Here is a 25,009-nt window from a genome sequence, read left to right on the forward strand (position 1 = left end):
TGCCCGATCATTCAGCGCCAGTTCGCAGCCATCGCCTGACCTCGCCCTGTATCGCATAGGCCGGCGCCTCGACCGCGTTGAAATCCTGTGTGTAGCGCTGAGCAAACCCGTCGACTCCCCACTCCTGAAACTGTTGTACGTGCTTCAGCTCATGGGCCCAGAGCGCAACGTTCTGTTCTGCGGTCTCAGCGTCGCGGAACAGAATGATATCGATCAGCGTCACCGCACCGACATCAGGGTTTTGCAGGATCGCCGTGGCAGCGTTGTATTGGCCGTCGTCGGTGACTTTGTAGTGCACGACATCGAGGACAGCGGGGTCATACCAGCGCAGCAGCTGCTCCCGGATGTGCGGGGGAATCGGTTTGATGTCGGTATTGGCGGCTTCGGCGCGGGCCTGGATCAAGCCCTGCGCCAGGACCGGTGCCGCCATCCGGAAAAGGTCTTCAGACAGGCGCACCGGATCCGGAAGGCAAATGCAGCTGTCGAGGCACACTTGTTTTTCGCCGGCAGGGCATGGGTCAGCCTGGGCCGGTGCTGCAAGCGTCAGGCAAAGGACCAAGGACAAAAAAGGGGGACGCGCCAAAGGCCCCTCGGTGTACGACCCTTTCATTTTGCGGATCCCCATACATAGGCATTCCGTCTACGGGTTATCAGGTGGCAGATCCGGAGTACTGGTGTTTCTTTACTGTTTTGGCACTCGTTTCATTGCTTCCAAAAGCTGCCCATCAAAATATTCGGTGTCATCACGCTCTTCAGCGTCCATGCGCCGTTTCGCCTCAATGAACATGTGCTCATAAGCAATGTTTTGATTCAGAAAAGTCGCGACCATCAGGTCACTCAACTGCTCGATGGGTGTGTCCCAGGCCTCTCTGCAGCGCTGTGTGAGCCCTGTCGGGGCATCTCCTGACCAAGGGCCTAAAAGTTTTGCGACGGTCAGCTTCGAGGTCATCGGTCATGCTCATAAAAAAATAGGAAGGGGCGCAGTTTCAAAGGCTAGATCAAGCTAGGGGGTTGTTGATGCATTGCCTGTCTCGCACCTCAGGTACGACGAAGAAAGGGATCAGGCGCAACGCGACAAACACCGCGTTGCGCACCGACCTCGTTGCACCTCAACCGCGCTTCGGCAGCTTCCAGTTCGGGCGAATGAAGTGGCAGGTGTAGCCATTCGGAATTCGCTCGAGGTAGTCCTGATGCTCCGGTTCCGCTTCCCAGAACGGCCCGGCCGGCTCGATTTCAGTGACTACACGGCCTGGCCACAGGCGTGAGGCGTCGACGTCTGCGGCGGTGTCCTCGGCGATATCGCGTTGCTGTTCACTGAGGTAATAGATCGCTGAGCGATAGCTGGGCCCGAGGTCGTTGCCCTGACGGTTGGGCGTGCTCGGGTCGTGGATCTGGAAGAAGAATTCAAGAATCTGCCGATAGCTGATCACGGCCGGGTCGAAGACGATCTCGATGGCTTCGGCGTGGTTGCCATGGTTGCGGTACGTGGCGTTCGGCACGTCGCCGCCGGTGTAGCCGACCCGCGTATGCAGCACGCCGGGATAGCGCCGCAGCAAATCCTGCATGCCCCAGAAGCAGCCGCCGGCGAGAATGGCGGTTTCGGTTTGACTGGTCATGGCTTGTCCTTCCTCTCGAATGGGTCGCAGATGTTCCTTGATATGAGGGAGCGTCGGCAGATTCCAAGGTCGGTCGAGCAAATAAATCAGCGGTGCTCAAACCGACGATTGAGGTGCTGGCTCTATCTGCGCAGCGCTTTTGCGTTCAGGTGAGCGCAACGCCCGGATCAGGCCCTGCAATGTCTGGGCGTAGGTCGGATCCTGCCAGGTCGTGCCGGTTTTGAGCAATTTTTCCAAAGCACCGGCCTCGCGAGCCACGCTCGGCCATTCAATACTCAACGCGGCACCGTGCAGGCGATGGGCGGCATGCAGGGCCGGCTCACGCTGCTGCAGTGTGATTGCTTCGAGCAAGGCCAGCAGGTCTTGTTCAAGTGCCTCGATGATCCGTGTATCGGCCATCAGATCCTGTTCTGCAAAAGGCCGGGGCACCAGCGTCAAAGGTACGCCGCACCACACTTCGATGGTGTCTTGCAGCTTGCCGAGACTGATCGGCTTGCCGAGGATGCCGTCCATGCCCGCGTCGAAACAGCGGCTGATGTGTTCGTTGTCAGTGGAGGCGGAAATCGCGATGATCGGGCAGGGTGGCTGCCCGGCATCGCGCTCGATCATGCGGAACATGCTCGTCAATGAATAACCGTCCTGATCGGGCAGGTCGCAGTCCATCAGGATCAAGTCGTAGTTGCTTTGCTCGAAACAGTCCATGGCCTGTGCGCCATCTCGGGCGATCACTGCGGTGCAGCCGAAACCTTCGATTTGCGCCTGCAATACGGCCTGGTTGGCGGGTGTGTCTTCCACCACCAGAATGCGCAGGTTGTGGGTGAGGGTAGTGCCCGGGTGGGGCGTCGGAGATTCGCTTTCTACCGCTTCGATCTCTACAGCGGAAGCCACTTCGGCCACCAGTGAAACTTCGATGCGCGTGCCTTTGCCCACTTCGCTGTCGAGTGTGATCCCACCGTCCATGAGCTTGAGCAGGTCGCGACAAATTGCCAATCCCAGGCCCGTGCCGCCGGAGCGCCGATACGAGCGAGCCGCCTGGCTGTATGGCTGGAAAAGGCGCTGTTGGGCCTCCGGGCTGATTCCGATACCGGTGTCGGTCACTGTCATGCGAATGTGCTTGAGTCCGGGTGTACTGGTCTCGGTGATGAGGTAACTGACTTCAATACCCCCGGTCTCGGTGAACTTGATGGCGTTCGACAACAGGTTGTGCAGCACTTGCGCCAGACGTGTGTCGTCGAGCATCAGCAAGGGCGCCTGGGAGTCGCCCACCACGCTGATCGACAGGTGCCGCTCGCGTGCCCGGAGGCTGTGCAGGTCAGCCACGTTCTGGACCAGCGCCGGGAGATTCACCGGTTCCCGTTCGAGCTTGAGTTGGCCTGCATCGAGTTTTGAGAGATCCAGCACATCGTCTAGCAGGGTCAGCAACGACTGCGCCCCGGTGCCGGCCAGACCGACAAAATGTTGCTGTTGTTTATCCAGCGGCGTGTTGTGCAGCAACTCCACGGCTGCCAGCACCGCGTTCATCGGTGAGCGGATTTCGTGGCTCATGACCGCCAGGAACATCGCTTTTTCCCGTTCGTTGCGCTCGGCCCGCTGACGCATGCGGTGGGTCTGGTAACTCAATCCCAACAGCAGCAAAACCACGATTCCCACGAGGGCGACTTCATGGGGATAGTGATCGGTAATTTCGCTCAGGGCCAGGTTCCGTGTGGCGTGGTCGTCGATCCATGAGGCATGGATGGCGCGGACTTCGTCGAGGGTCATCGAGTCGATGACTTTCTGAATGATCGAGTGCAGCAGGGGCTGGTCGGCGCGGGTGCTCATGCCGATCTTCGAGACCATATCGGTCAGCACCCCGGAAATCTGCAACTGCCCCTGAAACCGTTTGTAGAGATACGGCATCAGATAGGCCTCGGTGGCCACCGCCGCGTCGGCAGTGCCATCGGCCACCTGCTGCAACATGGTCATCGCACCCCCGCCAATGATGATCTTCGCATTGGGAGCCCGCGCGGTCACAACGTCGCGATAGCGGTCGAAATAGGGCAGGGTGACGGTCAGCCCGTTCAGCTGGTCGCTGTAGAGAATCGGTGGATGCTGGGTGCGCGTGACCACTACGGCTGTGGTGTTCAAATAATGCGTGGTGTAGAGCAGTCGTGGGTCGTTGCCGCTGGGGCCGTTCAGGCGCAGGGTCGAAATCAGGTCGGCCTTGCCGCTCATCAACAGCGCGATACGATCCTCGATCGAATGCGCCGGGATGAACGCCAGGCGCAGACCGGTCTTGTCTGCGATGAATTGCAGGTATTCGGCGGACAGCCCTTTCAGTTGTCCGCCTTCGATGTATTCGATGGGTGTCAGGTTATCGAGCGCTGCCACGCGCAGTACCGGATGGGCTTCGATCCAGGCGTGCTCCTGCGGGGTGAGTTCAAGCGGAGTGTGCGATGCATCGGCATGAGGCAGCAGTGCCACGCAACACAGGCTGCCGAGCAGCAACGTTAAACGCAGGCAGCCGCTGTAGTTCATGGCTACTCCAGGGTCTTCATGATCTTGAACAGACCATTGTTGGACGTCACGCCCAGCTTGCGAAACGCCGTTGCCTTTTGCGCGCTGATGGTCTTGATGCTGCGGTTGAACTTCTCGGCGATCTCGGTCACCGTCATGCCCTCCAGATAGCAGCGGATCACTTCCTGCTCCCGGGCCGACAACGCCGCACGTTGCAGGGCGTTGTCGCTGACGGTCTGTTGATCTTCATCGGCAGGCCGGATGGCATCAGCGACCTGATACGACATATCGGCGCTCAGATAGATGGCTCCGGACGCGACCACCCTGATCGCCTTGACCAGTCCCGACAGGTCTTCATCCTTGCCGACGAAACCGCGTGCGCCGACCCGCAGCGCCAGCGACACGGTGGCCGACTCATGGTAGGTCGACAGCACCAGAATCCGGCAGTCGGGAAATCGGGCGCGCAAGGCACGGATCAGGGACACACCGTCCAGTTCGTCACGGCCGAGCGCGAAATCCAGCAACAGGACGTGGGCGGGCGCACTGACCATGCCACGCATCAGTTCACGGCTGTTCTCGTAGACACCGACGATCTCGATACCCGGCTCATCGCTGAGGTGACTGACCAGTCCGTGCCGAACGATGGCGTGGTCGTCGAGGAGCGCAACGCGTAGAGGTTTCATAGCTGCCAATGGACACTCGATGGGGCCAGGCGACCCGATAATTAAAGACCATGGAAAGGGTCGTTACTAGCGCCTGGAAATGGATTCCTTCCGGATGACTCACCGCGTGCATCAGGCGGCTGCGAGGGGTTGCTCAAGACCGAGAACTATGGCGCGACCAGGTTCAGAAAGTCATCCCGTTCCATAGGGTGCGCGAGGGCGAAACCCTGACCCGTGTTGCAGCCCAGTTTGCTGAGAAGCTCCAGCGTGGCGACATCCTCGATGCCCTCCGTGACCAGGTTGAGGTTGAACAATCGGGCAAGGCTGACAATGCCGGCAATGATCTGGCTCGACTGCGGCGATTGCCCCACTGCCCTGACCAGCGCTCCATCAATTTTCATCTCGTCGAACGGCATGCGCGACAACAGCGCCAGTGTCGCGGCGCCCGCACCAAAGTCGTCCAGTGAAACGGGAAACCCCTTGGCGCGCAGTGCCGTGATTGACGCCGACAGTGCCAGCTCGTTGTCGGCGACCACTTCCTCGGTCAGCTCGATTTTCAGGCGCCCGGTCGGCAGTCCGGCTTTGTTCATTTTTTCCGCGAGACGCGTCGCCAGTCCATTTGCACACAGGGTGTGGGCCGAGGCATTGATGGCGATGGGGATTTCAATCCCCAGCCGGTCGAGATGGCCAAGCGTTTCGATCACGGTCTTCTCGATGTAGCTGAACAGCAGCAGATCCAGCCCCAGCCGGTTGACCATCGGGATCAGAACGCTTGGTGGTACATCACCGTGGCGCGGGTGTTGCCAGCGGATCAAGGCTTCGGCGCCGACCACCCGGCGGCTTGCCAGGTCGTATTGTGGTTGCAGAACCACGCGCAGCCCCTCGCCGGTTGCCATCACCGACACCACGTCATCCTCGCTGAGTGATTGCTCGACCCGCTCGGGCTGAGACCTGCGAGGAAGTGGATGTCTGGTGCCGGCAAGTCTATCGAACACCTGACGCAATTGATCGGTATCGCCCTCGGTAACGATCTCGACCTGGATGCCCGATGCACCTGCCAGCCGTGCATGGGAGGCCAGCGCGGTGGTCGATACGCCGTTGACGGTGGTTCTCCAGCCATGCTCGGCGCCGGCCTTCAGCAGGCTGGTGCCGGGTGTCGAACGGGGCGGCAGCGTCCAGACGATGTGCGGAACGCTGCGCAATCGGCCCGAGGCGTTCAGCTCGGCGATCCAGCACGGCAACATCAGGCCGTCGACGAGATCGCAATGGATCTCGGCGATGACGATGTCGACGGATTGCTTGCACAGCCGCGTCAGCAGGCCGTTCAGTGATTCCAGGTGTTCGATGCGAAAAAGATTGCTGCCGCCGATCAATGCACTCATGCGCTGCACGTATTGCTCGTCGCTGCTGAATACGACCAGTGAGGTTAAAGAGTGGCGCGTGGCGGCGATGACGGAATTTGCCATCTCGGTTGCTCGGTAGTGGGTAGACGCCTGCATTTAAGCCATAGGCCATCATTTCGCCCTATAGGACTGGGACTAAAACGCTTTTCGCGTCGTTCGCCTTGGGTCACGGGTGGCGTGGTGAAGACGCGAAATTTAGGAGCAGTCCGATATCTGCCTCGAGCGCGACTGCGCAGACTCCGCCGCCAACGAGGGTCGCCGCGAATACCTGATGGCGTGGCGCACCTGGCCTTGGTGGCGTGTGAGCGTCGCCTGAACCAGCTACAGGGTGAGTCACTGTGAATGTTTCGTCGCGTTGCAACTCGCCGAGCGCTTTTCTGCGCGACGCGCCACTGAATCCGATCCATCTGTTGGTGCGCTCGCGCTGGGGCGCCAACACATCCGAGCGCAGCCTGGTTGCCATCGGCGTGCTCACCCTGACGGGCATTTCGGCGCTGCTGGGTAGTGCCGATGCTCACGGCGGCAACGGGATACACGTCAATGCCAATGCCAACGGCGAATGCGTAAGCCTCAACGATCCACAGAACAATAACGGTACGGCGGCGTCCTACCAGGCGGAAAACCTCAAGTTCAAGGACGGCGCCTCTGGCAAGTGCGACTCAGGCAAGAAGGCTACCCAGACCGATTCGGTACTGTTTTATCGTCCGGACGGCGTTGCAGGCGAGGGGGCCACATCGCTGACCCTCGGCGGCGAACTGTACGTTAACGGCGGTCGTATGATACTTGGCCAGGCATCGGGCCTGATGGCCATCGGTAACGAGAAAACCCAGGCCAGCACCAACAGCGCGGCTATCGGCCACGGTGCTCAGAGCACGGGAGGCTGGGGTATGGCGGCCGGTTTCGAAGCCAAGAGTCTGAATGATTACGCACATGCTTTCGGCTACAAGGCTGAAGCCACCAACCTTTACGCCACGGCTGTCGGCGCGGAGGCCAAGGCCAGCGGAGATCGAGCGGCCGCGATAGGCGCAGGCGCCGAAGCCAGTGGCGGAGGATCGTTTGCGGCCAGTCGCGGTGCCAAGGCCGAAGCCGAAAACTCGGTGGCGGTGGGCGCTGGTGCTGCCGTGATCAAGGCAGCAACGGCAGGTGTGGCGGTAGGTGCGGGCGCTCAGGCGCTGCACGCCAACAGCGTGGCTTTGGGCAGCGCTGCGACGACCTCCGGGGTGCATACCGTCGCGCCGGTAACGATCAATGGAAATACCTACACGTTCAACAATAACGCCCTGGGCGTGGTCAGCATCGGCAATGCCGATCAGACTCGCCAGCTGGTCAACATGGCCCCCGGCGCGGTCAACGCGACGAGCACCGATGCAGTCAACGGCGCTCAACTGAACGCTGGTTTCGACGCCATTCAGAAGCTCGGCGATCGTGAACTGGTCTCCAGCCAGTCGGTGGCTGATGCGCTTGGAGAAGGCACCCGGTTCAAGGACGGCAAGATCGTTCTTGCACCGATGTCATTGACCAGTCTGGGGGAGGGCGTCAGCCAGCCGACCAGCGTGCTCGGTGGGATCAAGGCGCTCGACCAGTCCCATCAAACCACGCGCAATGCATTGAACGATGTTGATGCACTGGCCAAGGATACCGCCGAGAAAGTCCGGTTGGCGGCACTTCAGAAATACCTGGGCTGGAGCGATGAGCAACAGGCCTATACCGCCAGTCAGGGCGCCCGAGCGCAAAACCGTATTACCAACGTCGAGGCGGGTGTGGCGGCGACCGATGCGGTCAACAAGAGTCAGCTGGATAAGGTTGAGGGCATCGCCAACAGTGCGCTCAATACGGCCGACACAGCCAAGGCCAATGCTGCCACCGCTCAGGGCAGTGCCGACAATGCCAAAGTGCTTGCCAATGCCGCCCAGGGCAGCGCGGACGCTGCCGTGCAGGTGGCCGCCGGAGCGCGTGCGGCGGCGGAAAAGGCCCAGGGCAGCGCCGATAATGCCGCGACGGCCGCCGCCAATGCGCAACGCAGTGCCGACACTGCACAATCAACCGCAACCCGCGCCCAAGGCTCGGCCAACGACGTGCAGAAACTCGCCGAAACGGCGCAACAAACGGCCGGTGGTGCCTTGAGCGCTGCTGCGACCGCGCAGGCCACTGCAACCCGCGCACAAGGCACTGCCGACGATGCGCTGGGCGTGGCGGGCGAGGCGCGGCAGGGGGCTCAGGCCGCACAAGACACCGCCAGCAAAGCGCAGGACACCGCTGACAGTGCGCGAACCACGGCCATCGCCGCCCAGGGTACGGCCGACGGCGCCAATGCAGTAGCGTCCGCCGCCCGGCAAGATGCCAGCGCCGCCAAAACCGCTGCCGGCGAAGCGCTGCAAGTGGCCTCCGGGGCGGGGCAGGCAGCGGCAGCGGCGCAAGGCACTGCTGACACCGCACTCGCGTCGGCGGCCACTGCGCAAAACGCCGCTCAGGCTGCTCAAGGTACAGCGGACGCGGCATTGTCATCGGCCTCGAATGCACAGCAGGCGGCCGGTGCGGCGCAGGGCACCGCAACACGGGCATTGGAGGCGGCCAGCAGCGCACAGCGTTCTGCCGACTCAGCGCTGGAAAAATCCGACAGCGCATTGGCTGCCGCAGGCGATGTGCAGAAAACTGCCGAAGGCGCCCAGACTACCGCTGATCGCGCTTTGACCGCTGCTGCTGGCGCGCAGCAAATCGCCGATACGGCCCAGGGCACGGCTGACGGTGCGCGCACCACGGCCGGTACGGCGCAACGCACCGCTGAAAGTGCTCACACCACTGCCGATACCGCGTTGGAGATCGCCAACCGTGCCCGTGAACGTGCCGATAGCGCACAGACCAACGCCGCTGACGCACGCTCCGTCGCCGATAACGCCCGGCAGGCAGCCGAGCGTGCAGCAGGCACCGCCGACTCGGCGCTAGGCTCGGCATCCAGCGCACAACAAGCCGCACAGGCAGCCCAAGGCACTGCGGATTCCGCACTGAGTTCGGCGGGGCAGGCACGCAGCGCTGCGGAAGCCGCTCAAGGCACCGCCGACACCGCGTTGGGCTCGGCCGCTGCCGCGCACCAGGCCGCTGACGGTGCTCAAACCACGGCAAGCACGGCACTGGAAACGGCAACCTCGGCGCAAGCGAGCGCTGACAAGGCTCAAGGCAGCGCCGATGCGGCGCTTGCTTCAGCCGGCGATGCGAGTCAGGCCGCCGAACGTGCTCAAGGCACCGCCAACACGGCACTCGGTTCTGCCACCCGTGCACAGCAGACGGCTGACCATGCGCAAGGCACTGCTGACAGCGCACGTGAGCTGGCCGGCACGGCGCGTCAGACAGCGGACACTGCGAAGGGCACTGCCGACACGGCACTGGGCTCGGCGGCGAGCGCGCAACAGGCGGCCGATCTGGCGCAAGGCACCGCCAACGCCGCGCAGGGCTCGGCCAGCCAGGCTTTGCAAGCCGCCGCCAATGCCCAGAACACGGCAGACAATGCTGTCGGTGCAGCCGGCACCGCCCAACGCACTGCCGAAGCGGCTCAGCTCACCGCCGACAGCGCAAAGGTCAGCACTGACCGTGCCGCCAGTCAGTTGCAGGGACTCGATGAGGGCGAAACGGTGGTCCAGCGTATCGACAGTGCCGTGCGTAACGCCGCCGGCACTGCCAGCGACTTCCTCGCCAAAGTGCTGGGCGGCGGTGCAAGTGTGACCTCCGATGGTCAACCCACCGCGCCGAATTACACCCTCGGACAGATCGGCGCCGACGGCAGTGTGAGTCCGTCGGCGCACAGCAATGTCGGGGACGCATTGAGTACGCTGGATGGCAATGTGGCAACGATCAATACCGGCGTTCAGGCACAGGGCCAGGCGCTGGAAGGTTTGAACAGCGAAGTTCGCAGCCTGCGTGATGACAGTCTGTTGTGGGATGAAACCCAGGGGCACTACACCGCAGGGCGGGGTGAGCAGCGAGCTGTACCGTCGAATATCGGTAATCTGGCCGACGGTGTCGCACCGACCGATGCGGTCAATAAACGCCAACTCGATGGCGTACAGGACACCGCTGTTTCAGCCCGCAATGCGGCCAGCGAAGCCCGGCAAGTCGCCGACCGTGCTCAAGGTACGGCCGACGATGCCGCGCGTTCGGCACAGGCTGCGCAACAGGCTGTGGGTGTGGCGCAAGGCACCGCCGACAACGCAACCCAGGCTGCCAGTGCGGCACAGCGCTCTGCGGAGGTCGCGCAGGACATTGCCGACAACGCCAGAGCCAGCGCCGACAGCGCCGCTGCACGCCTGCAAGGTTTTGGTGAGGGTGAAACCGTGCTTGGCCGTTTGCAGCAGGCAACCCGTGCCGGCAGCCAGGCACTGGCCGACACGCTGGGCGGCGGCGCGGTGGTGCGGGCCGATGGCAGCCTTGGCGGGCCGACTTATCAATTGACCGATATCGCCAATACAGGCGTTACTCAGTCGAACACGGTGGGTGATGCAATCAAGGCGCTCGACGGTTCGCTGGCAACGGTGCAAGCCAGGGCCGGGCAGGCTGGCGCCGAAGTCGGCACCTTGCGTGAACAGCTCGACAAAGGCGAGGTCGGTCTGGTGCGTCAGTCCCCGGACAGCCGCGACATCCAGATCGCCCGTGATGCCGATGGCACCCGTGTCGATCTTGCGGGCCGTCAGGGGCCAAGAGTCTTGACGGGGGTGAAGGATGGCGCGGTCAGCGCCGATAGCAGCGAGGCGGTGACGGGACGGCAGTTGAACGCGGTGGGGCAGCAGATTCAGCGTCTTGACCGGCAAGCCACGGGCATGGCCGTCGACAGTCGGGGCGACGGCAGTGACCGTGCCCGCGCCACGCCGGGCAGCCGTGGAGTGGCGCTGGGTAGTGACGCTCAAGCCGTTGGTGAACGCAGCATCTCTGTGGGGGCCGGCGCTACCGCTCAAGGGGCGCGCAGCACCGCGTTGGGCAGCGATGCCCGAGCCAGTGCGCCCAACAGCGTGGCACTCGGTGCCGGTTCGCAGGCCACGCGCGCCGATACCGTGTCGGTAGGCAGTGTCGGTCGCGAGCGGCAGATCACCCATGTCGCCGAGGGCACAGAGGCCACCGATGCGGTGAACCTCGGTCAGGCCACTCGCATGTTCGATCAGGCCGCCGAGCAGTCGCGCCAGCAGGCCAACGCCTACACCGACAGACAAATCGGCGCCCTGCGTCAGGAAGCCTTCGCCGGTATCGCCTCGGCCATGGCCATGGCGGCCTTGCCGTCGACCTCGTCCCCCGGGAAATCCATGGTGGCCATGGGCACCTCGTATTACGAAGGCCAGTCGAGCCTGGCAGTGGGGCTTTCCGGACGCAGCGCCGATGGCACCTGGGCCTACAAGGCCAATGGCTCCGGAAACGGCCAGGGCAGCATCGGCATGGCGGTCGGGGTCGGCTACGAGTGGTAGGCGATTTATCTCGATAGGACTGGGCCTAGGGCCGGCGCAATCCGCCGCCGGCGCAGGTCAGGCTACGCGTGGTTTTAGGAGCAGTCCGATGTTTCTCGCCCTTTTGCGCTGCGCACAATCAGCGCTCGATGAATCAATGCCCGTCGTTTGACGGGCCCAGTCGGTGCCACCCCGTTTTCCCGAGCGTTTCGGCCTGTTGTCCGCCGTGACGTGATTGCGGCCGGCGCGCACCCGTTTACGCCACAGGGTCAGTTATCGTGAAAGTCATTTCGTGTTCCGCGTGGCAGGCGACCAGCCTGTGTGTCATGCCGCTCAACCCTATTCGCGCGATCATTCGCGCCTTTCACCGCAACGCGCTGCAGGACTGGCACGGACTGGGCCTGTTGACCCTGACGGGGTTGTCGGCGTTGCTGGTGCCGTCCGTGACGCTGGCCGGCAACGGTGTACACATCAACGCGAACAACGATTCCGAATGCCTGAGTTTCAACGATCCCCAATCAAGCTTCAGCACCGGCAGCGCCTCTGCCATTGCCGGCATCTACCTGGGCGAAACGCTGACCTACAAGGATGGCGCATCTGGCAAATGCCCCCCCGGCAACAAGAACGGGCAGACCAACACGGCGTTGTTTTATCGTCCGGCGGAGCTTGAGGGGATCGGTGTGACTTCGCTGTCATTGGGGGGCGAGCTATACGTCAACAGTGGCCGCCTGATGCTGGGCATGGCAGACGGCAGTCTGATGATCGGCCAGAACGAAGTGCTCGCCAGCAACGGCGGCATGGCTGTCGGCCGCACTGCCCAGGCTACCGTGCCCGGCAGTATTGCGTTTGGACAGGAGGCCCGATCGACGAGTACCCACGCCATTGCCTTCGGCAACCGTGCCTCGGCCACCGGGGCTTTTGCGTTGGCGTTCGGGTCGGCTTCGACTGCATCCGGTGAGAGCGCGACCATCTTTGGTGCCTCATCGCTGGCCGGTGGTCCTTCGTCATTTGCCGGTGGGCGTTTCGCCCAGTCTCGCGGTGCTTCTTCGGTGGCATTGGGGCGCAGCACCATTGCGGCGCAGGACAATAGTCTTGCGCTTGGATTCTCCGCCCAGGCCCCTCTTGCCGCAGCCGTCGCGCTGGGTAACAACAGCGTGGCAGTGGCACTGCATGAGGTCGCCCCCGTCATACTCAATGGCACGTCGTACAGCTTTGACAGCAGCAAGGCTGTCAGTACCTTCAGCATCGGTGGAGCGAACACTCGTCCATTGCTCAACCTCGCGCCGGGCGCCGTGAACCCGACCAGCACCGATGCCATCAACGGGGCTCAGTTATTTGCCGGATACACCGCCATCCAGCGGCTTGGCGACCGTGAAGCGATCGCCAGTCAATCAGTGGCCGATGCCTTGGGCAGCGGACCGTTGGGTGAGGACAGTCGCGTGGTGCTGCCGCCGCTGTCGCTGGTCAGCCTCGAGCCCGGCGTACCTCAGCCGACTTCGTTGCTCGGTGGACTCACAGCCCTGGATCGTTCTCATGCCAACACCGACAAACAACTGGGCCAGGTGTTCGACAGCGCCTTTGCCACGGCACTGGCCTTCGACCAACTGAATGTCGCTGGTCGCCTGCGCTGGAACGCTGAGACGGGCGCCTATGATGCAGCCCACGGCGCCGCCGGGCACAACCGGATCATCGACCTCGCTGTCGGTCAGGCAAGCTCCGATGCGATCAACAAAGGTCAGCTGGACGTGGTCGAGGGTCGAGCGCTGGACGCCGGGCAGGCCGCCGATGCCGCCGCCACGCTGGCCCTTCAGGCCCGTCAATCGGCGAACGAAGTCGAGACGGCTGCTCGACAGGCGCGGGCCACTGCAGCTCAGGCCGAACGTGATGCCGCCCAGGCCCGTCAGACCGCCGATGCCGCACAAGCCACTGCCCACTCCGCCAACGATGACGCCACTCAGGCGCAGGCTACCGCGGATGCTGCTCAAGGTGATGCCAGTGCCGCCAACGACACAGTTGCGCAGGCCCGGCAAGCAGCTGAGCACGCCCAGCGCGATGCCGATCAGGCCTCACAACAGGCGGCACAGGCCGACCAGCTCGCGATCACGGCGCAAGAACACAGCGCACGCGCTGCCAGCGCCGCCGATGACGCTCGAGTCCAGACCCAGGCGGCCACCCGGCATACGGAGTTGGCGCGTGACACCGCAAGCCTGGTATATGCCGAGGCCGGGCAGGTCCAACGCAGTGCTGCCGCTGCCGAAGAAGCGGCAGTCGCGGCGCAAACCTCTGTGGAGGACGCACGTCGCAGCGTCGATAGCGCCTTACAAACCGGGCGCGACGCGGGCACCGCCGCGCAGACGGCTCAGGCGAGGGCTGACAGCGCCCGGGCGGCTGCCGCGTCGGCACAGGCTGCGGCGGACAGCGCGCAAGCCACCGGGAGCGACGCTACGGCTATCGCCATTGATGCTGGTGCAGCCGCAGGCGTCGTACAAGGTTCGGCTGACACTGCCCTGAACAATGCGGGTGTAGCCACACAGACCGCTGAAGGTGCCCTGGCCAACGCGGACAAGGCGCAGGCTTCGATCGCAACGACGCGGGAGATTGCTGAAAACGCTCAAACTGCCGGCGACAAGGCGGCTGCGTCGGCGGCGTTAGCCCAGCAACGCGCCGGGACGGCGCAAGTCTCGGCGCAAGCGGCACAAGTGTCGGCCTCCGATGCCCTGAGCGCAGCGCAAACCACTCAGGCTCATGCCGACAGGGCGCTGGAAGTGGCCAATGCAGTCCGCGCCGGTGCCGACAAAGTGCATGCAGATGCCATCGCGGCAGTGAGCGCCTCGGACGCCGCACGGCAGACTGCACAAGGTGCTGAAAAGCGCGCCGATCAAGCGCAGGCCTCAACGGCCGAGGCCCGAAGATCCGCCGAAACGGCACAGGCAACCGCGACCCGGGCCGACACTGCGGCGGCTGATGCCCGTCAATTCGCGAACGCGGCGCAAGCCACTGCTGATCAGGCCCTCGACACTGCCAGTGCCGCTCGACATGGCGCCGGACAGGCACAGCAAACCGCTGAACGCGCATCGGTCATCGGCGAAGGCGCCAGAGGTGTCGCCGAGTCCGCCGAGGGAGTCGCGCGTCGCGCAGCAGATTCGGCAGCCACTGCCCATCAGGTCGCCGATGCCGCTTCGACCACCGGGATACATGCGCAGGACCTGGCGACTCAAGCCCAACGCGCGGCGGACACCAGCCTGCGCAGTGCCACTGAAGCGCTGGACGATGCGCAGCAGGCGAGCGAAGTCGCAGGGCTTGCTCGGGATTCTGCCGAGAGCGCTGTGACCGCCGCTGGCAATGCACGAAAAACGGCTGATGCAGCACGAGACTCCGCCAATGCTGCGCAGGAAACCGCGACCCTCGCAGGTCAGCACGCCGGGGCTGCCCAGGGTACGGCCGATCAGGCATTCGATGCTGCCGCCGTAGCCCGACACACGGCTGAATCGGCCCAAGGGACTGCCGACAGCGCCAAGGCCAGCGCCGACATCAGCGCGAATCAACTGCAGGGAGTGGGGGCGGGTGAAACAGTGGTTAACCGTATCGACAACGCGATCCGCAATGCTGCCGGCACGGCCAGCGATTTTCTCGCCCGTGTACTTGGTGGCGGAGCAGGCATCGGTGCCGAGGGCCATCCTGTCGCGCCGTCCTACACCCTCGGCCAGCGCAATGTGGACGGCAACATGACGCCTTCCTCACACAATAATGTGGGCGACGCACTGAGCAATCTGGACGGCAACCTGCACACGATCAACACCGTTTTGCAGGAACAGGGCAGAGGGATTGCTGATCTTGGGGCTCAGGCCCGTGACCTGCGCGACGATACGTTGCTGTGGGATGAAACAACGGGGCGCTATACCGCTGGCCGTGGCGAACAGCGCGATATCCCGGCCCGTATCGGTAATCTTGCAGACGGTCTGGTGCCGACCGATGCGGTGAACAAACGCCAGCTCGATGGCGTCAAGGGGACTGCCGACGAGGCTGTGGATCTTGCCAGCGATGCCCGCGAACGCGGTGCCCGTGCAGAGACAACGGGCAGCAATGCACTGACTGCCGCCTCACAGGTACATCAGGCCGCCGAGACCACCAGGCTATCCGCCGAAACCGCCGGGGCTACTGCCAGCGAGGCCCGACAGACTGCTGAAAGTGCCCGGCTCGGTGCCGAATTGACCGGTCAAGTCGCGCAGCGTGCTCTGGGGCATCTGCAAGGGCTGGCAGAAGGAGAAAGCGTGCTCGGCCGATTGCAGGAAGCAGCTCGCGCGGGCAGTCAGGCAGCGGCTGATGCAATAGGGGGTGGTGCAGCTGTCAAAGCCGACGCAACACTGCATGCGCCAGGTTTTACTCTGGACTCTCGCGGCATTACAGCCGGCGACGTTGGCCAGGCATTCGCCGCGCTCGATGGCGACATGGCCAACGCGAACGCGCAGGCGGTGCAGGCAACTGCCGACGTACATGACCTGCGCGACCAGGCCACCGAAGGCAGGGCAGGGTTGGTGCGTCAGAATACGACCGCCGGCGATATCCAGATCGCCAGGGACACCGACGGCAATCGCGTTGACCTGAACGGTGGGCAAGGCTCGCGGACCCTGAGCGGGATTCAGGACGGTGATTTGAGCGCCGAGAGTCGCGACGCCGTCACCGGTCGCCAGCTCAATGCCGTGAAGCAGCGAGTAGACCTGCTTGACCAGCAGCACTCGGGTGTGGCCGTGGACAATCGTGGCGATGAAAGCGACAGCGCTCACGCCGCCTCGCAGAGCAAGGCGCTGGCTGCGGGTGCCAATGCTCAGGCGGGTGGCGCCGGCAGTGTCGCCATCGGTGCCGGTGCGCAGACCCCGGCGGATCAAGGCACAGTCATCGGTGCCGATGCCAAGGCTGGCGCAAGCAACAGTGTCGCCGTCGGTTCCGGCTCACAAGCCAGCCGGGCCGACAGCGTTGCCGTCGGCAGTACCGGACGCGAGCGGCAGATCACGCATGTAGCCGACGCGACCCGGCCCACAGATACCATCAACTTGCGCCAGTCTTCCGCGCTATCCCGCCAGGCCGCAGAACACTCCTTGCGCCAGGCCACTACCTACACTGATCGTCGGGTCGGGCAATTGAGCGAGGACGTTTACGCTGGCATTGCTTCGGCCATGGCGATGGCCGGATTGCCTATGGCTTCGACTTCAGGCAAATCGATGCTGGCGATGGCGAGCGCGGTATACGAAAACCAGCCCGCCGTGGCAATCGGCCTGACTGCCCGCTCACAAAGCGGTCGCTGGACCTACGGTGCCACGGGAACCGGCACTGCACGCGGCGACTATGCCGTCACGATGGGGGTGGGCTATCACTGGTAGTCGCTTGAGTGACTGTTGCTGCAGGATGCTACTCAGGTGCGTGAAGGACGTTGGGTTGTCCTGGATCGAATGACCTGTCAGCGGTCCGTGCGCGGCATGGTCTCTACCGACTGGACTCGCTCGGATTTATCTGCCGAACACCAGCGATTCCTGCCTTGCTGTTTCGCCTGATAGAGACAAGTGTCGGCCGCTTTCAGCAGCGCGGTCGGCGTCACTGATTCGTCAACCGGATAGCCTGTCGTGATCCCTGCACTGGCGGTGACGTATCCGAGCGGGTGCCCGGCATGATCCAGTTTCAGTGAACGAATGGTCTGCAGAATGTCTTCGGCCACCTGAATCGCCCCGGTGCTGTCGGTATCGGGCAGCAGCACGGTGAATTCCTCGCCGCCGTAGCGCACGGCCAGGTCCGAGGGCCGCTTGACCGCTTTGCGGATACCGTCGCCGACCGCGATCAGGCAGTCGTCGCCAGCGGCGTGGCCGTACTGGTCGTTGTAGCGTTTGAAGTAGTCGACATCGAGCATGATCAGCGACAGTGGGGTGCCCTGACGTCGGGCGAGGCGAATCTCGTCGGCGAGTGCCGCATCCAGGCGCCGACGGTTGCCCAGACCGGTGAGGCTATCCGTGAGCGCCATGTCGCGCATGGTCTTGTGGGCCGAGCGAATCTCCCGCTCCATAGCCATGCGCTGGCGCAACTGGCTCAGCACGATCAGCCCGAAACAGGCCAGCACCAGAATCAGGAACACCAGCACGAAACCGTTTTTCAGCAGGTCCTGGCGCCACGGCGCGATGATCGAATCCCGGGACAAACCGGCCTCCACCACCAGTGGATAGGTGCTCAGCGCGCGGTAGCCGTACAGACGCTCGGTGTCGTCGACCACGGCCCTGACTTGAGCGACGCCTTCGCTGGCGTTGGGCAGATAAGTCTTGAAGATCTCGCTGTTGGCCAGGCTCTTGCCGACCACCGATGCAATGAACGGCCTTCGTACCAGGATCGTACCGTCGCGCATGGCCAGCACCAGCGCACCTTTGTCATCGATCCGGAAGTCACCGTAATAGTCGACGAAATAGCTGACCTTGACCGTGCCCAGCAGCACGCCGGCGAATGAGCCGTCGGGATTGTTCAGGCGGCGGGAGATAGGAATGATCAGGTCGTGAGTGGAGCGGCTTTCCACCACCTGGCCGATACGCACGTGACGATCATCATGGTCGCGGTGGTACTGGAAGTAATCGCGGTCGGCATTGTTGGCCGTCTCGGGCGTTACTTCTTTGTCGGTCACGATCCAGTGTCCGTCAGGGCCGTAGATGAACAGGCCGTGCAACTGCGGCATGATTTTCGACTGTTGCACCAGCAATTTATGAATGCGTGGTACGTCGAGGTTTTGCAGGCCATCGCCTTCGACCCGTTCAGCCAGCCCCGCCGTGACCACATCGACCTGGCGAATGGTGTCTTCGGCATGCTGCGCGGTAGCGCGAGCGAGGTTGGTCACCGAGTCGCGCGCGGACGAAAACACTGAGCGATAGTCGCGCCACGTGCGCCAGCTCTCGACCGCCAGAAAGGCCACCACCACCATCAGCATGAAGCTCACGGTCAGCCGGAACGTCGAGCCGGCCCTCACCGTTTTGATGGACGTGCGCGTTGGCTCGTCTGTGGCAGGCGTTTGTGGAGAGCGTCCGGGCATCGACTGTTCCTTGAAAGCGTTGTGAATCTTCAGCTGGCAAACAGTATGACAAGGATCGGCGGCTAATCGGGGCCAGCACTGTTATCGACAGATTGATTCGGGCTGATTGTCCTTTTCTGGTTGACGGTGAAACGCTTTTCAGACGGTTTATCGCTTTCAGGCGAGTCAGTAATCTGTGCCCATCTTGAACGCAAACGAACTCACACAACTAAAAAGGGATTCACACATGAGCACTCCAACTTACAACCGCCTGAACAAAGACGACGCCGTGGTTCTGCTGGTCGACCACCAGACCGGCCTGATTTCTCTGGTTCAGGACTTCTCGCCAAACGAGTTCAAGAACAACGTGCTGGCGCTGGCCGATCTGGCCAAATTCTTCGAGTTGCCGACCATCCTCACCACCAGTTTCGAACAAGGCCCGAACGGCCCGCTGGTGCCGGAACTCAAGGAAATGTTCCCGGACGCGCCGTACATCGCCCGCCCAGGCCAGATCAACGCCTGGGACAACGAAGACTTCGTCAAGGCGATCAAGGCCACCGGCCGCAAGCAGATCATCATTGCCGGTGTCGTGACCGACGTGTGCGTAGCGTTCCCGACCCTGTCGGCGCTGGCGGAAGGGTTTGACGTGTTCGTGGTGACCGACGCTTCCGGCACCTTCAACACCACAGTGCAGCAAGCCGCGTGGAACCGCATGACCCAGGCCGGCGCACAAATGATGAACTGGTTCTCGGTGGCCTGCGAACTGCACCGCGACTGGCGCAACGACATCGAAGGCCTGGGCAATCTGCTGTCGCAGCGCATCCCCAACTATCGCAACCTGATGAATGGCTACGCGGCACTGACGGCTCATCAGAAATAATCTGACGCGTAAAAACGAAAGCCTGCCCTGAAAAGCAGGCTTTTGTTGTTTGCAGAAAACCAAAAAAAAACGCCCACCAAAATATCAAGGTGGGCGTCTGGGAAGATCCGGCTCAACAAGGAGGAGTTGGCCGGGCAGGGTATCGGAGCAGCGGTTTTGCGCTATCAGGCCACCGGGATCAGCGGGTCGGCCGCTGCCAGGGCGGTGGCGCGGTCAGCCGCCGGTGGGTAGATCCAGACGGAGTTGATCTGCTGTTTCAGTTCCTTGGCTTCCTGGCCCACCAGTTTCAACTGGCGATCCCAGCCTTCGGTGTACACGGCGCCCCAGGCACCGAGGTCCAGGCAGGTCACGTATTTGGGTTGGCTGTAGGTCATCGGCTCGACCCCGATCAGGTCCGCTGCCACGTTGTTGCCGGCGTAACGGCCCAACGCGATAGCGTGCTGGCAGGACATCGCGGCGAAGTTGCCCAGATCGTCGGTGGCGGCATAGGCCACATCGCCCGTGGCATAGATTCCGCTGCTGCCGAGCACTTTCAGGTGGCCATCGACCGACAGGCGACCCTGACGATCCCGGCTGCCGTTGATTTGCTCGGTCAACGGGCTTGCCTTGAAGCCTACGGTCCAGATCACAGTGCTGGATTCGATGCGCTGGCCGCCCGCCAGGGTCACGCCGCCGGCATCGACCGAGGCGACGCTTGCGCCCACCACCCACTCAATGCCCAGATGCTCGGACGCTTCGATGATGGACGGACGAATGCCGTCGCCCATGGTCGCGGCAATGTCCTTGCTGCGATCCACCACGATCACCCTGATGTCGGCGTCGTCGCCCAGCACGGCACGCAGGCGGGCCGGCATTTCGGTGGCGGTTTCGATCCCGGTGAAGCCGCCGCCGGCCACCACAACGGTATTGCGCGCCGGGCTGTCCGGCAGATCCTTGAGGGCGCGGATATGCGCTTCGAGACGTGTGGCCGACTCGATTTCATCGACATCGAAGGTATGCTCGGCGAAACCGGCCAGATCAGGACGCATCAGGCGACTGCCGGCGGCGAGCACCAGGCGGTCGTAGTTGAGTGTGCCCTGGGTGCCCGACAGATCGCGGTAGACCACTTGCTTGTTGCCCGACTCGATACTCTCGGCCACGCCCTGCACGAACTTCACGCCGACCGCCGCAAAAAGATCACCCAGCGGTGCCTTCATGGTGTGTACGTCCGGCTCGTAGAAACGTGGGCGAATGCGCAGTTCTGCTTGCGGTGCCAGCACCGTGATCTGAACGTCATTGCGATCATGCTGGTCCAGCAGGCGGGCAGCGCTCAGTGCGCTCCAGACACCCGCGAACCCGGCGCCGATGATGAGAATTTGCTGTTTCATGAGTGTTCTCCAGCCTGCAGGAATGAATGGGTGGGTTGTAACAGGGCGAGGTTTGCGTCGCTGGAGAGGATGTTAATGAGGGCGAGGGGAGCGAACCATTCAACATGGGGTTAGTCTGGGCACCCATGGGTTTTAGAAAACTATACCGAAGTATTAAGAGCGGTCGCCGAGAAGGCGTTCGATGCACTTCAGCAACTCGCCGCAATGAAAGGGTTTGGGGAAAACGGGCAAGCACCTGGCCTCAGGAAGCAGGGCAATATTGGGGTTGCCGGTGATGAAAATGGTCGGGATTTTCGTGCCCGTTTCCAGCAGGATTTTATGCAGTTGAATGCCCGACATCCCCGGCATCTGGATATCGGAAATCAGACAGGACGCAACGTCCGGTCCATCGGACGCAAGGAATGCTTCGGCACTGGCGTAAGTGCGCACGGTATAACCACTCGACCGCAACAGGCCATCGAGAGCAGTGCGCACGGATTCATCGTCATCGACAATCGTAATGACAGCGGTAGAGGACATTTCAATACCTGCGTATTCGCACGGGGCGGGAATGAAGTCAGCCCCAGGTTGCAAAATACGCTGTAGAGAATCGCCGCACACCATACATGGGTATTACGCCGTGCTCATCGCAGGTTCACTTCAACGCCGCGTCCATTCGCACCAGATCGGCGAACGTTCTTGCTGCCATCTTGCGCATGGCCTGGCCGCGATGAATCTTCACGGTGATCTCGCTCAAGCCGATTTCTGCCGCGATCTGTTTATTCATCAGCCCTGACACGGCCAGCGACATGACGGTCTGCTCACGAGGCGTCAGCGTTGCAAAGCGGTTGCGCAAGTGTTCGTTGTCGCGCTCGGATTCGCGACGCGCTCTGTCCCTTGCATGAGCCGTGGACACCGCATCGATCAGATCCTGCTCGCGGAACGGTTTGGCGAGAAAGTCCACGGCACCGGACTTCATGGCCCGGACCGTCATGGCGATGTCGCCGTACCCGGTCATGAAGATGATCGGCAGGCTGACGTTGGCCGCCACCAGTTCATTCTGAAAATCCAGCCCGCTGGTGCCTTGCAACCGTACATCCAGCACCAGGCATGAAGGCAGATCCGGACGCGGGTACTGCATGAATTCGGCGACGGAGCCGAACAGCGCCACCTGCAATCCGATCGAGCGCAACAGGCTGCCCAACGCCTCACGCAGCGGTGCATCGTCATCGACGATGAATACGAATGGTTGGTTGTTGATGATTTTGCTCATGGCGTGGCGTCCTGCAACGGCAGTGCGAATCGCAATGACGCTCCCTGGCCGACGGTGCTGGTTGCCCAGATTCGCCCGCCATGAAAATCGATGATCGAGCGGCAGATCGATAGTCCCATGCCCAGTCCTTTTTCCTTGGTTGTGAAGAATGGATTGAATAACGATGGCAATACTTCGGCGCTGATGCCGGGTCCCTGATCCGCAACCTCCAGCACTACTTCATCGGCGCTGATCCAGGAGCGGACATGCAGAATTCGCTGGCCCACTCCAACGACCTCCATCGCATGGCAGGCATTGATGATCAGGTTGATGATCACCTGCTGAAGTTGAACCCGATCCACATTGACCAGCCCCGCGCCAGCAGCCAGTTCAACCTTGGGACTGATGCCGTGATGGCTGATTTCCTGCCTCACCAGACACAGCGATTCGCTGACGATGTCATCCAGCGACTGACGCTGACGCAGGGGATCGCACTTGCGCGACATTGCCCTGATCCGGCTGATGATGTCGCTGGCGCGACAGGCGCTCGCGACGATTCGATCGAGTGAGTCGAGCGCTTCCTTGAGATCAGGTTGCGGGCGTTCCAGCCAGCGGCGACAGGCTTCGCCACTGCTGGTGATGGCCGTCAGCGGCTGGTTGACTTCGTGGGCAATCGAGGCGGCCAGTTCACCCAATGAGGTGACGCGGGTGACATGGGCCAGTTGCGTGCGGGCATGAAACAGCGCTTCTTCGGCCTGCTTGCTGGCTGTGACATCCATGATTGCGCCGAGGTATTCGGTTCGCCCCTGATGCGAGGAGAGGGCCGTCGCAATCATGTGAATGTGTTTGATGCGTTCGTCCGGCATGCGCAGGCGCAGTTTGATTTCGATTTGCGGCTGATGGCGTGCTGCCTGGGCAAATACCGCTCGTGCCAGGAGTTGATCCTCGGGGTGAATCCGGGCGAGGACCAGGCTCGTGGTCGGCGTAACGTGCAGCGGATATTCGAAGATCCTTGCCGACTCGTCAGACCAGGTCATCGTCTCGCTGTCACCGTGAAAACCGATGCTGCCAGTCTGACTCAGGCGTTGCGCGCCCAGCAGATACGCCTCGTTCTGCCGCAGACAGTCGGCAGCATGCTTGCTGCGCACGGCGAGAAAGGTGATGGCCGACAACGCCGTCAGACAGCGGAAATAGCCGGTGGTCGAACTCCACTGATGATAGCCGCCGTTGTAGACATAAAGCGCGGTCAGCAGGCCGATACAGAACACTGCAACGGTGATCACCACGCTGATCGAAAACAGGTTGGCGGCCATCAGCAGGAGGGTGATGTAGAGGATGGTCGGCGCCCAGTCGGTGTGGGTCTCGGAGTTGATGACGAAAATGCCGCACGCCACGATCACGCCCACGACCCAGCCCAGTGAGGTGAACACCGGGTTCTGGTGTGTACCGGGCGAAAATGTATTCGGCCGCAGGTGTTTGAAGAACAGCCTGCCGACGCCCAGCTGAAGACGCAGACGCCAGTTGTCCGTGTTGGCAGACCTGTTCATGTTCATGTCGGCCATGCCCTTCTTGTTTTTTCGGGTTCGAGACGATGCCGGCCCACTCTAAAAACAATCGAGGCTGCCCGATAGGACAAATATCCCTGAAATCCTGCCAGACGGCCTGCGCCCGAAACAGACGCAGGCCGCTTTTAACGGGCTCTCAATAGTCCCAGAAAGCCGCGATCCAGCGGAATGCGTCACCGTTCAGCGCAACCCGGCCAACGGAGGGGAAGGGCAAGTGCGTCGCGACGAACAGCTCACCGCTCGCGGCCGCTTCCTGCATCAGGCGGACCCGAACGCGCACCGACTCTTCGGGATCGTGTTCGAAACCGTTGTGCCAGTCCGGATGGTCGAAGGCGACCGGGAACAGGGCATCCCCGGCGAAAGTCAGTTTCTCGCCGTTGGAGGTCACGTAAACCACACTGTGTCCCGGCGTGTGGCCGCCGGTCATTTTGGCCACCACACCCGGCGCCACTTCATATTCGTCGTCGAAGGTCCGCACCCGGTCGCGATAGTGCTCGATGAATTGTTGGGCCGTGATCCGCAGAACGTCTGGCACTGGCGAAGGCATGGCGGTGTGGGAGAAGTCCGGCGATGTCCAGAAGTCGACTTCGGTTTTCGCCACATGGATGCGCACATCCGGACGCAGACGGTTTTTCACTTCATCGACCAGCAGGCCGCCGACATGGTCCATGTGCATGTGGGTGATGATGATATCGGTCACCGACTCAAGGCTGATCCCGGCGGCGTCCAGCCGTTTGGGAAATTGACCGGCGCGGGGGAAACCGGGGAACTGGCCGCCCAGCCCGGCGTCGACCAGAATCACCTGGTCAGCGCTGCGCACCACCAGCACGTTGAGCGCCCAGTCGAACGCGTCCGGCCCCAGGTACATGTCCTTGAACCAGGCCGCGCGTGCCGCCGGGTCGGCATTGGTGGACATGGTTTCGGTCGGCAGCGGCAGCACACCATCGCTGACCACCAGCACGTCGATTTCACCGACACGCACCGCATAGCGCGACGGCACCAGATCCTCGGGCGCCGACTTGAGCGAATCGGTGTTCGAGGAGTGCTGGCCCATCCATTGCTGGCCGGTTTCATCATTCTGGCTGAGAGCGTTCAGTTGCGTTGTCATGGTTGTTCTCCGAAAGCCTGGCGTAGAAATCACGGTTGAAAGGCGCACTCCCGGCAATAGGGAATGGGCGTTTCTGCCGGATCAGTGTCCATCGCAAGGCGTTCGCGAACCACCATACATGGGTATCCACGGGCATACTCAGGTATAGGGCAGGGCCAACGGGGCTGCGGCTTCTATCCATGAAGCAGCCAATGCCCGAAGCGTTGCTCCGGGCATTTTGAG

Annotated in this window: 15 protein-coding genes; 3 read left to right on the forward strand and 12 right to left on the reverse strand. The window is 62.4% G+C overall.

Annotated features, from left to right (window positions below):
* Positions 1–7 precede the first annotated feature (7 nt).
* The 6 genes from N8H71_RS00395 to N8H71_RS00420 form a co-directional block, all read right to left on the reverse strand.
* The gene (locus tag N8H71_RS00395; protein WP_262192925.1) at positions 8–610 is read right to left on the reverse strand and encodes a DUF4157 domain-containing protein; all 603 of its coding nucleotides are present in this window, start codon (positions 608–610) and stop codon (positions 8–10) included.
* 72 nt (positions 611–682) lie between these two features.
* A complete protein-coding gene (locus N8H71_RS00400; protein ID WP_262192270.1) occupies positions 683–949 on the reverse strand; it encodes a hypothetical protein in 267 nt (88 codons plus the stop codon).
* Positions 950–1,109: 160 nt separating this feature from the next.
* Positions 1,110–1,616 (reverse strand): peptide-methionine (S)-S-oxide reductase MsrA, encoded by a 507-nt coding sequence (gene msrA / locus N8H71_RS00405; protein ID WP_262192271.1) that lies wholly within the window; start codon positions 1,614–1,616, stop codon positions 1,110–1,112.
* A 96-nt stretch (positions 1,617–1,712) separates the two neighbouring features.
* Positions 1,713–4,133 (reverse strand): ATP-binding protein, encoded by a 2,421-nt coding sequence (locus tag N8H71_RS00410; protein ID WP_262192272.1) that lies wholly within the window; start codon positions 4,131–4,133, stop codon positions 1,713–1,715.
* 2 nt (positions 4,134–4,135) lie between these two features.
* Positions 4,136–4,795, reverse strand: coding sequence for a response regulator transcription factor (locus N8H71_RS00415; protein WP_262192926.1), 660 nt, complete (start codon positions 4,793–4,795; stop codon positions 4,136–4,138).
* Positions 4,796–4,941: 146 nt separating this feature from the next.
* Complete coding sequence (locus N8H71_RS00420; RefSeq protein ID WP_262192273.1) at positions 4,942–6,240, reverse strand: EAL domain-containing protein; 1,299 nt, start codon at positions 6,238–6,240, stop codon at positions 4,942–4,944.
* 275 nt (positions 6,241–6,515) lie between these two features.
* Here N8H71_RS00420 and N8H71_RS00425 point away from each other — a divergent pair, with 275 nt between their 5' ends.
* Both N8H71_RS00425 and N8H71_RS00430 read left to right on the forward strand, forming a co-directional pair.
* Entirely contained in the window at positions 6,516–11,621 is a 5,106-nt protein-coding gene (locus N8H71_RS00425) for a YadA-like family protein (RefSeq protein ID WP_262192274.1), read from the forward strand.
* Positions 11,622–11,878: 257 nt separating this feature from the next.
* Positions 11,879–16,978 carry a YadA-like family protein gene (locus N8H71_RS00430; RefSeq protein ID WP_262192275.1) on the forward strand — a complete coding sequence of 1,700 codons (5,100 nt, stop codon included), beginning with the start codon at positions 11,879–11,881 and terminating at the stop codon, positions 16,976–16,978.
* A 77-nt stretch (positions 16,979–17,055) separates the two neighbouring features.
* On the opposite strand, the gene N8H71_RS00435 is transcribed toward N8H71_RS00430, so the two are convergent.
* Positions 17,056–18,657: a sensor domain-containing diguanylate cyclase gene (locus tag N8H71_RS00435; protein WP_262192276.1), complete on the reverse strand. Its 1,602-nt coding sequence runs from the start codon at positions 18,655–18,657 to the stop codon at positions 17,056–17,058.
* A gap of 226 nt (positions 18,658–18,883) precedes the next feature.
* Here N8H71_RS00435 and ycaC point away from each other — a divergent pair, with 226 nt between their 5' ends.
* Positions 18,884–19,516: an isochorismate family cysteine hydrolase YcaC gene (gene ycaC, locus N8H71_RS00440; RefSeq protein ID WP_007958138.1), complete on the forward strand. Its 633-nt coding sequence runs from the start codon at positions 18,884–18,886 to the stop codon at positions 19,514–19,516.
* 164 nt (positions 19,517–19,680) lie between these two features.
* Here ycaC and N8H71_RS00445 read toward each other — a convergent pair whose 3' ends face one another.
* The 5 genes from N8H71_RS00445 to N8H71_RS00465 form a co-directional block, all read right to left on the reverse strand.
* Positions 19,681–20,883, reverse strand: coding sequence for an NAD(P)/FAD-dependent oxidoreductase (locus N8H71_RS00445; protein WP_262192277.1), 1,203 nt, complete (start codon positions 20,881–20,883; stop codon positions 19,681–19,683).
* A 153-nt stretch (positions 20,884–21,036) separates the two neighbouring features.
* Entirely contained in the window at positions 21,037–21,402 is a 366-nt protein-coding gene (locus N8H71_RS00450) for a response regulator transcription factor (RefSeq protein ID WP_262192278.1), read from the reverse strand.
* A 115-nt stretch (positions 21,403–21,517) separates the two neighbouring features.
* Positions 21,518–22,135 (reverse strand): response regulator transcription factor, encoded by a 618-nt coding sequence (locus tag N8H71_RS00455; protein ID WP_262192279.1) that lies wholly within the window; start codon positions 22,133–22,135, stop codon positions 21,518–21,520.
* A complete protein-coding gene (locus N8H71_RS00460; RefSeq protein ID WP_262192280.1) occupies positions 22,132–23,661 on the reverse strand; it encodes an ATP-binding protein in 1,530 nt (509 codons plus the stop codon). Before N8H71_RS00460 ends, N8H71_RS00455 begins: the two co-directional genes overlap by 4 nt.
* Before the next feature lie 154 nt (positions 23,662–23,815).
* Entirely contained in the window at positions 23,816–24,733 is a 918-nt protein-coding gene (locus tag N8H71_RS00465; protein WP_431768298.1) for an MBL fold metallo-hydrolase, read from the reverse strand.
* Positions 24,734–25,009: the final 276 nt, after the last annotated feature.

The sequence above is a fragment of the Pseudomonas koreensis genome (assembly GCF_025447595.1).
Taxonomy (GTDB): domain Bacteria; phylum Pseudomonadota; class Gammaproteobacteria; order Pseudomonadales; family Pseudomonadaceae; genus Aquipseudomonas; species Aquipseudomonas koreensis_H.

Excerpts from the sequence above, each read along its gene's own strand:
- N8H71_RS00420 (WP_262192273.1), bottom strand. The coding sequence starts at position 6,240 with ATGGCAAATTCCGTCATCGCCGCCACGCGCCACTCTTTAACCTCACTG.
- N8H71_RS00445 (WP_262192277.1), bottom strand. The coding sequence starts at position 20,883 with ATGAAACAGCAAATTCTCATCATCGGCGCCGGGTTCGCGGGTGTCTGG.
- N8H71_RS00465 (WP_431768298.1), bottom strand. The coding sequence starts at position 24,733 with ATGGGCCAGCACTCCTCGAACACCGATTCGCTCAAGTCGGCGCCCGAG.
- N8H71_RS00410 (WP_262192272.1), bottom strand. The coding sequence starts at position 4,133 with ATGAACTACAGCGGCTGCCTGCGTTTAACGTTGCTGCTCGGCAGCCTG.
- msrA (WP_262192271.1), bottom strand. The coding sequence starts at position 1,616 with ATGACCAGTCAAACCGAAACCGCCATTCTCGCCGGCGGCTGCTTCTGG.
- N8H71_RS00435 (WP_262192276.1), bottom strand. The coding sequence starts at position 18,657 with ATGCCCGGACGCTCTCCACAAACGCCTGCCACAGACGAGCCAACGCGC.
- N8H71_RS00400 (WP_262192270.1), bottom strand. The coding sequence starts at position 949 with ATGACCTCGAAGCTGACCGTCGCAAAACTTTTAGGCCCTTGGTCAGGA.
- N8H71_RS00395 (WP_262192925.1), bottom strand. The coding sequence starts at position 610 with ATGAAAGGGTCGTACACCGAGGGGCCTTTGGCGCGTCCCCCTTTTTTG.
- N8H71_RS00450 (WP_262192278.1), bottom strand. The coding sequence starts at position 21,402 with ATGTCCTCTACCGCTGTCATTACGATTGTCGATGACGATGAATCCGTG.
- N8H71_RS00460 (WP_262192280.1), bottom strand. The coding sequence starts at position 23,661 with ATGAACAGGTCTGCCAACACGGACAACTGGCGTCTGCGTCTTCAGCTG.
- N8H71_RS00415 (WP_262192926.1), bottom strand. The coding sequence starts at position 4,795 with ATGAAACCTCTACGCGTTGCGCTCCTCGACGACCACGCCATCGTTCGG.
- N8H71_RS00455 (WP_262192279.1), bottom strand. The coding sequence starts at position 22,135 with ATGAGCAAAATCATCAACAACCAACCATTCGTATTCATCGTCGATGAC.
- ycaC (WP_007958138.1), top strand. The coding sequence starts at position 18,884 with ATGAGCACTCCAACTTACAACCGCCTGAACAAAGACGACGCCGTGGTT.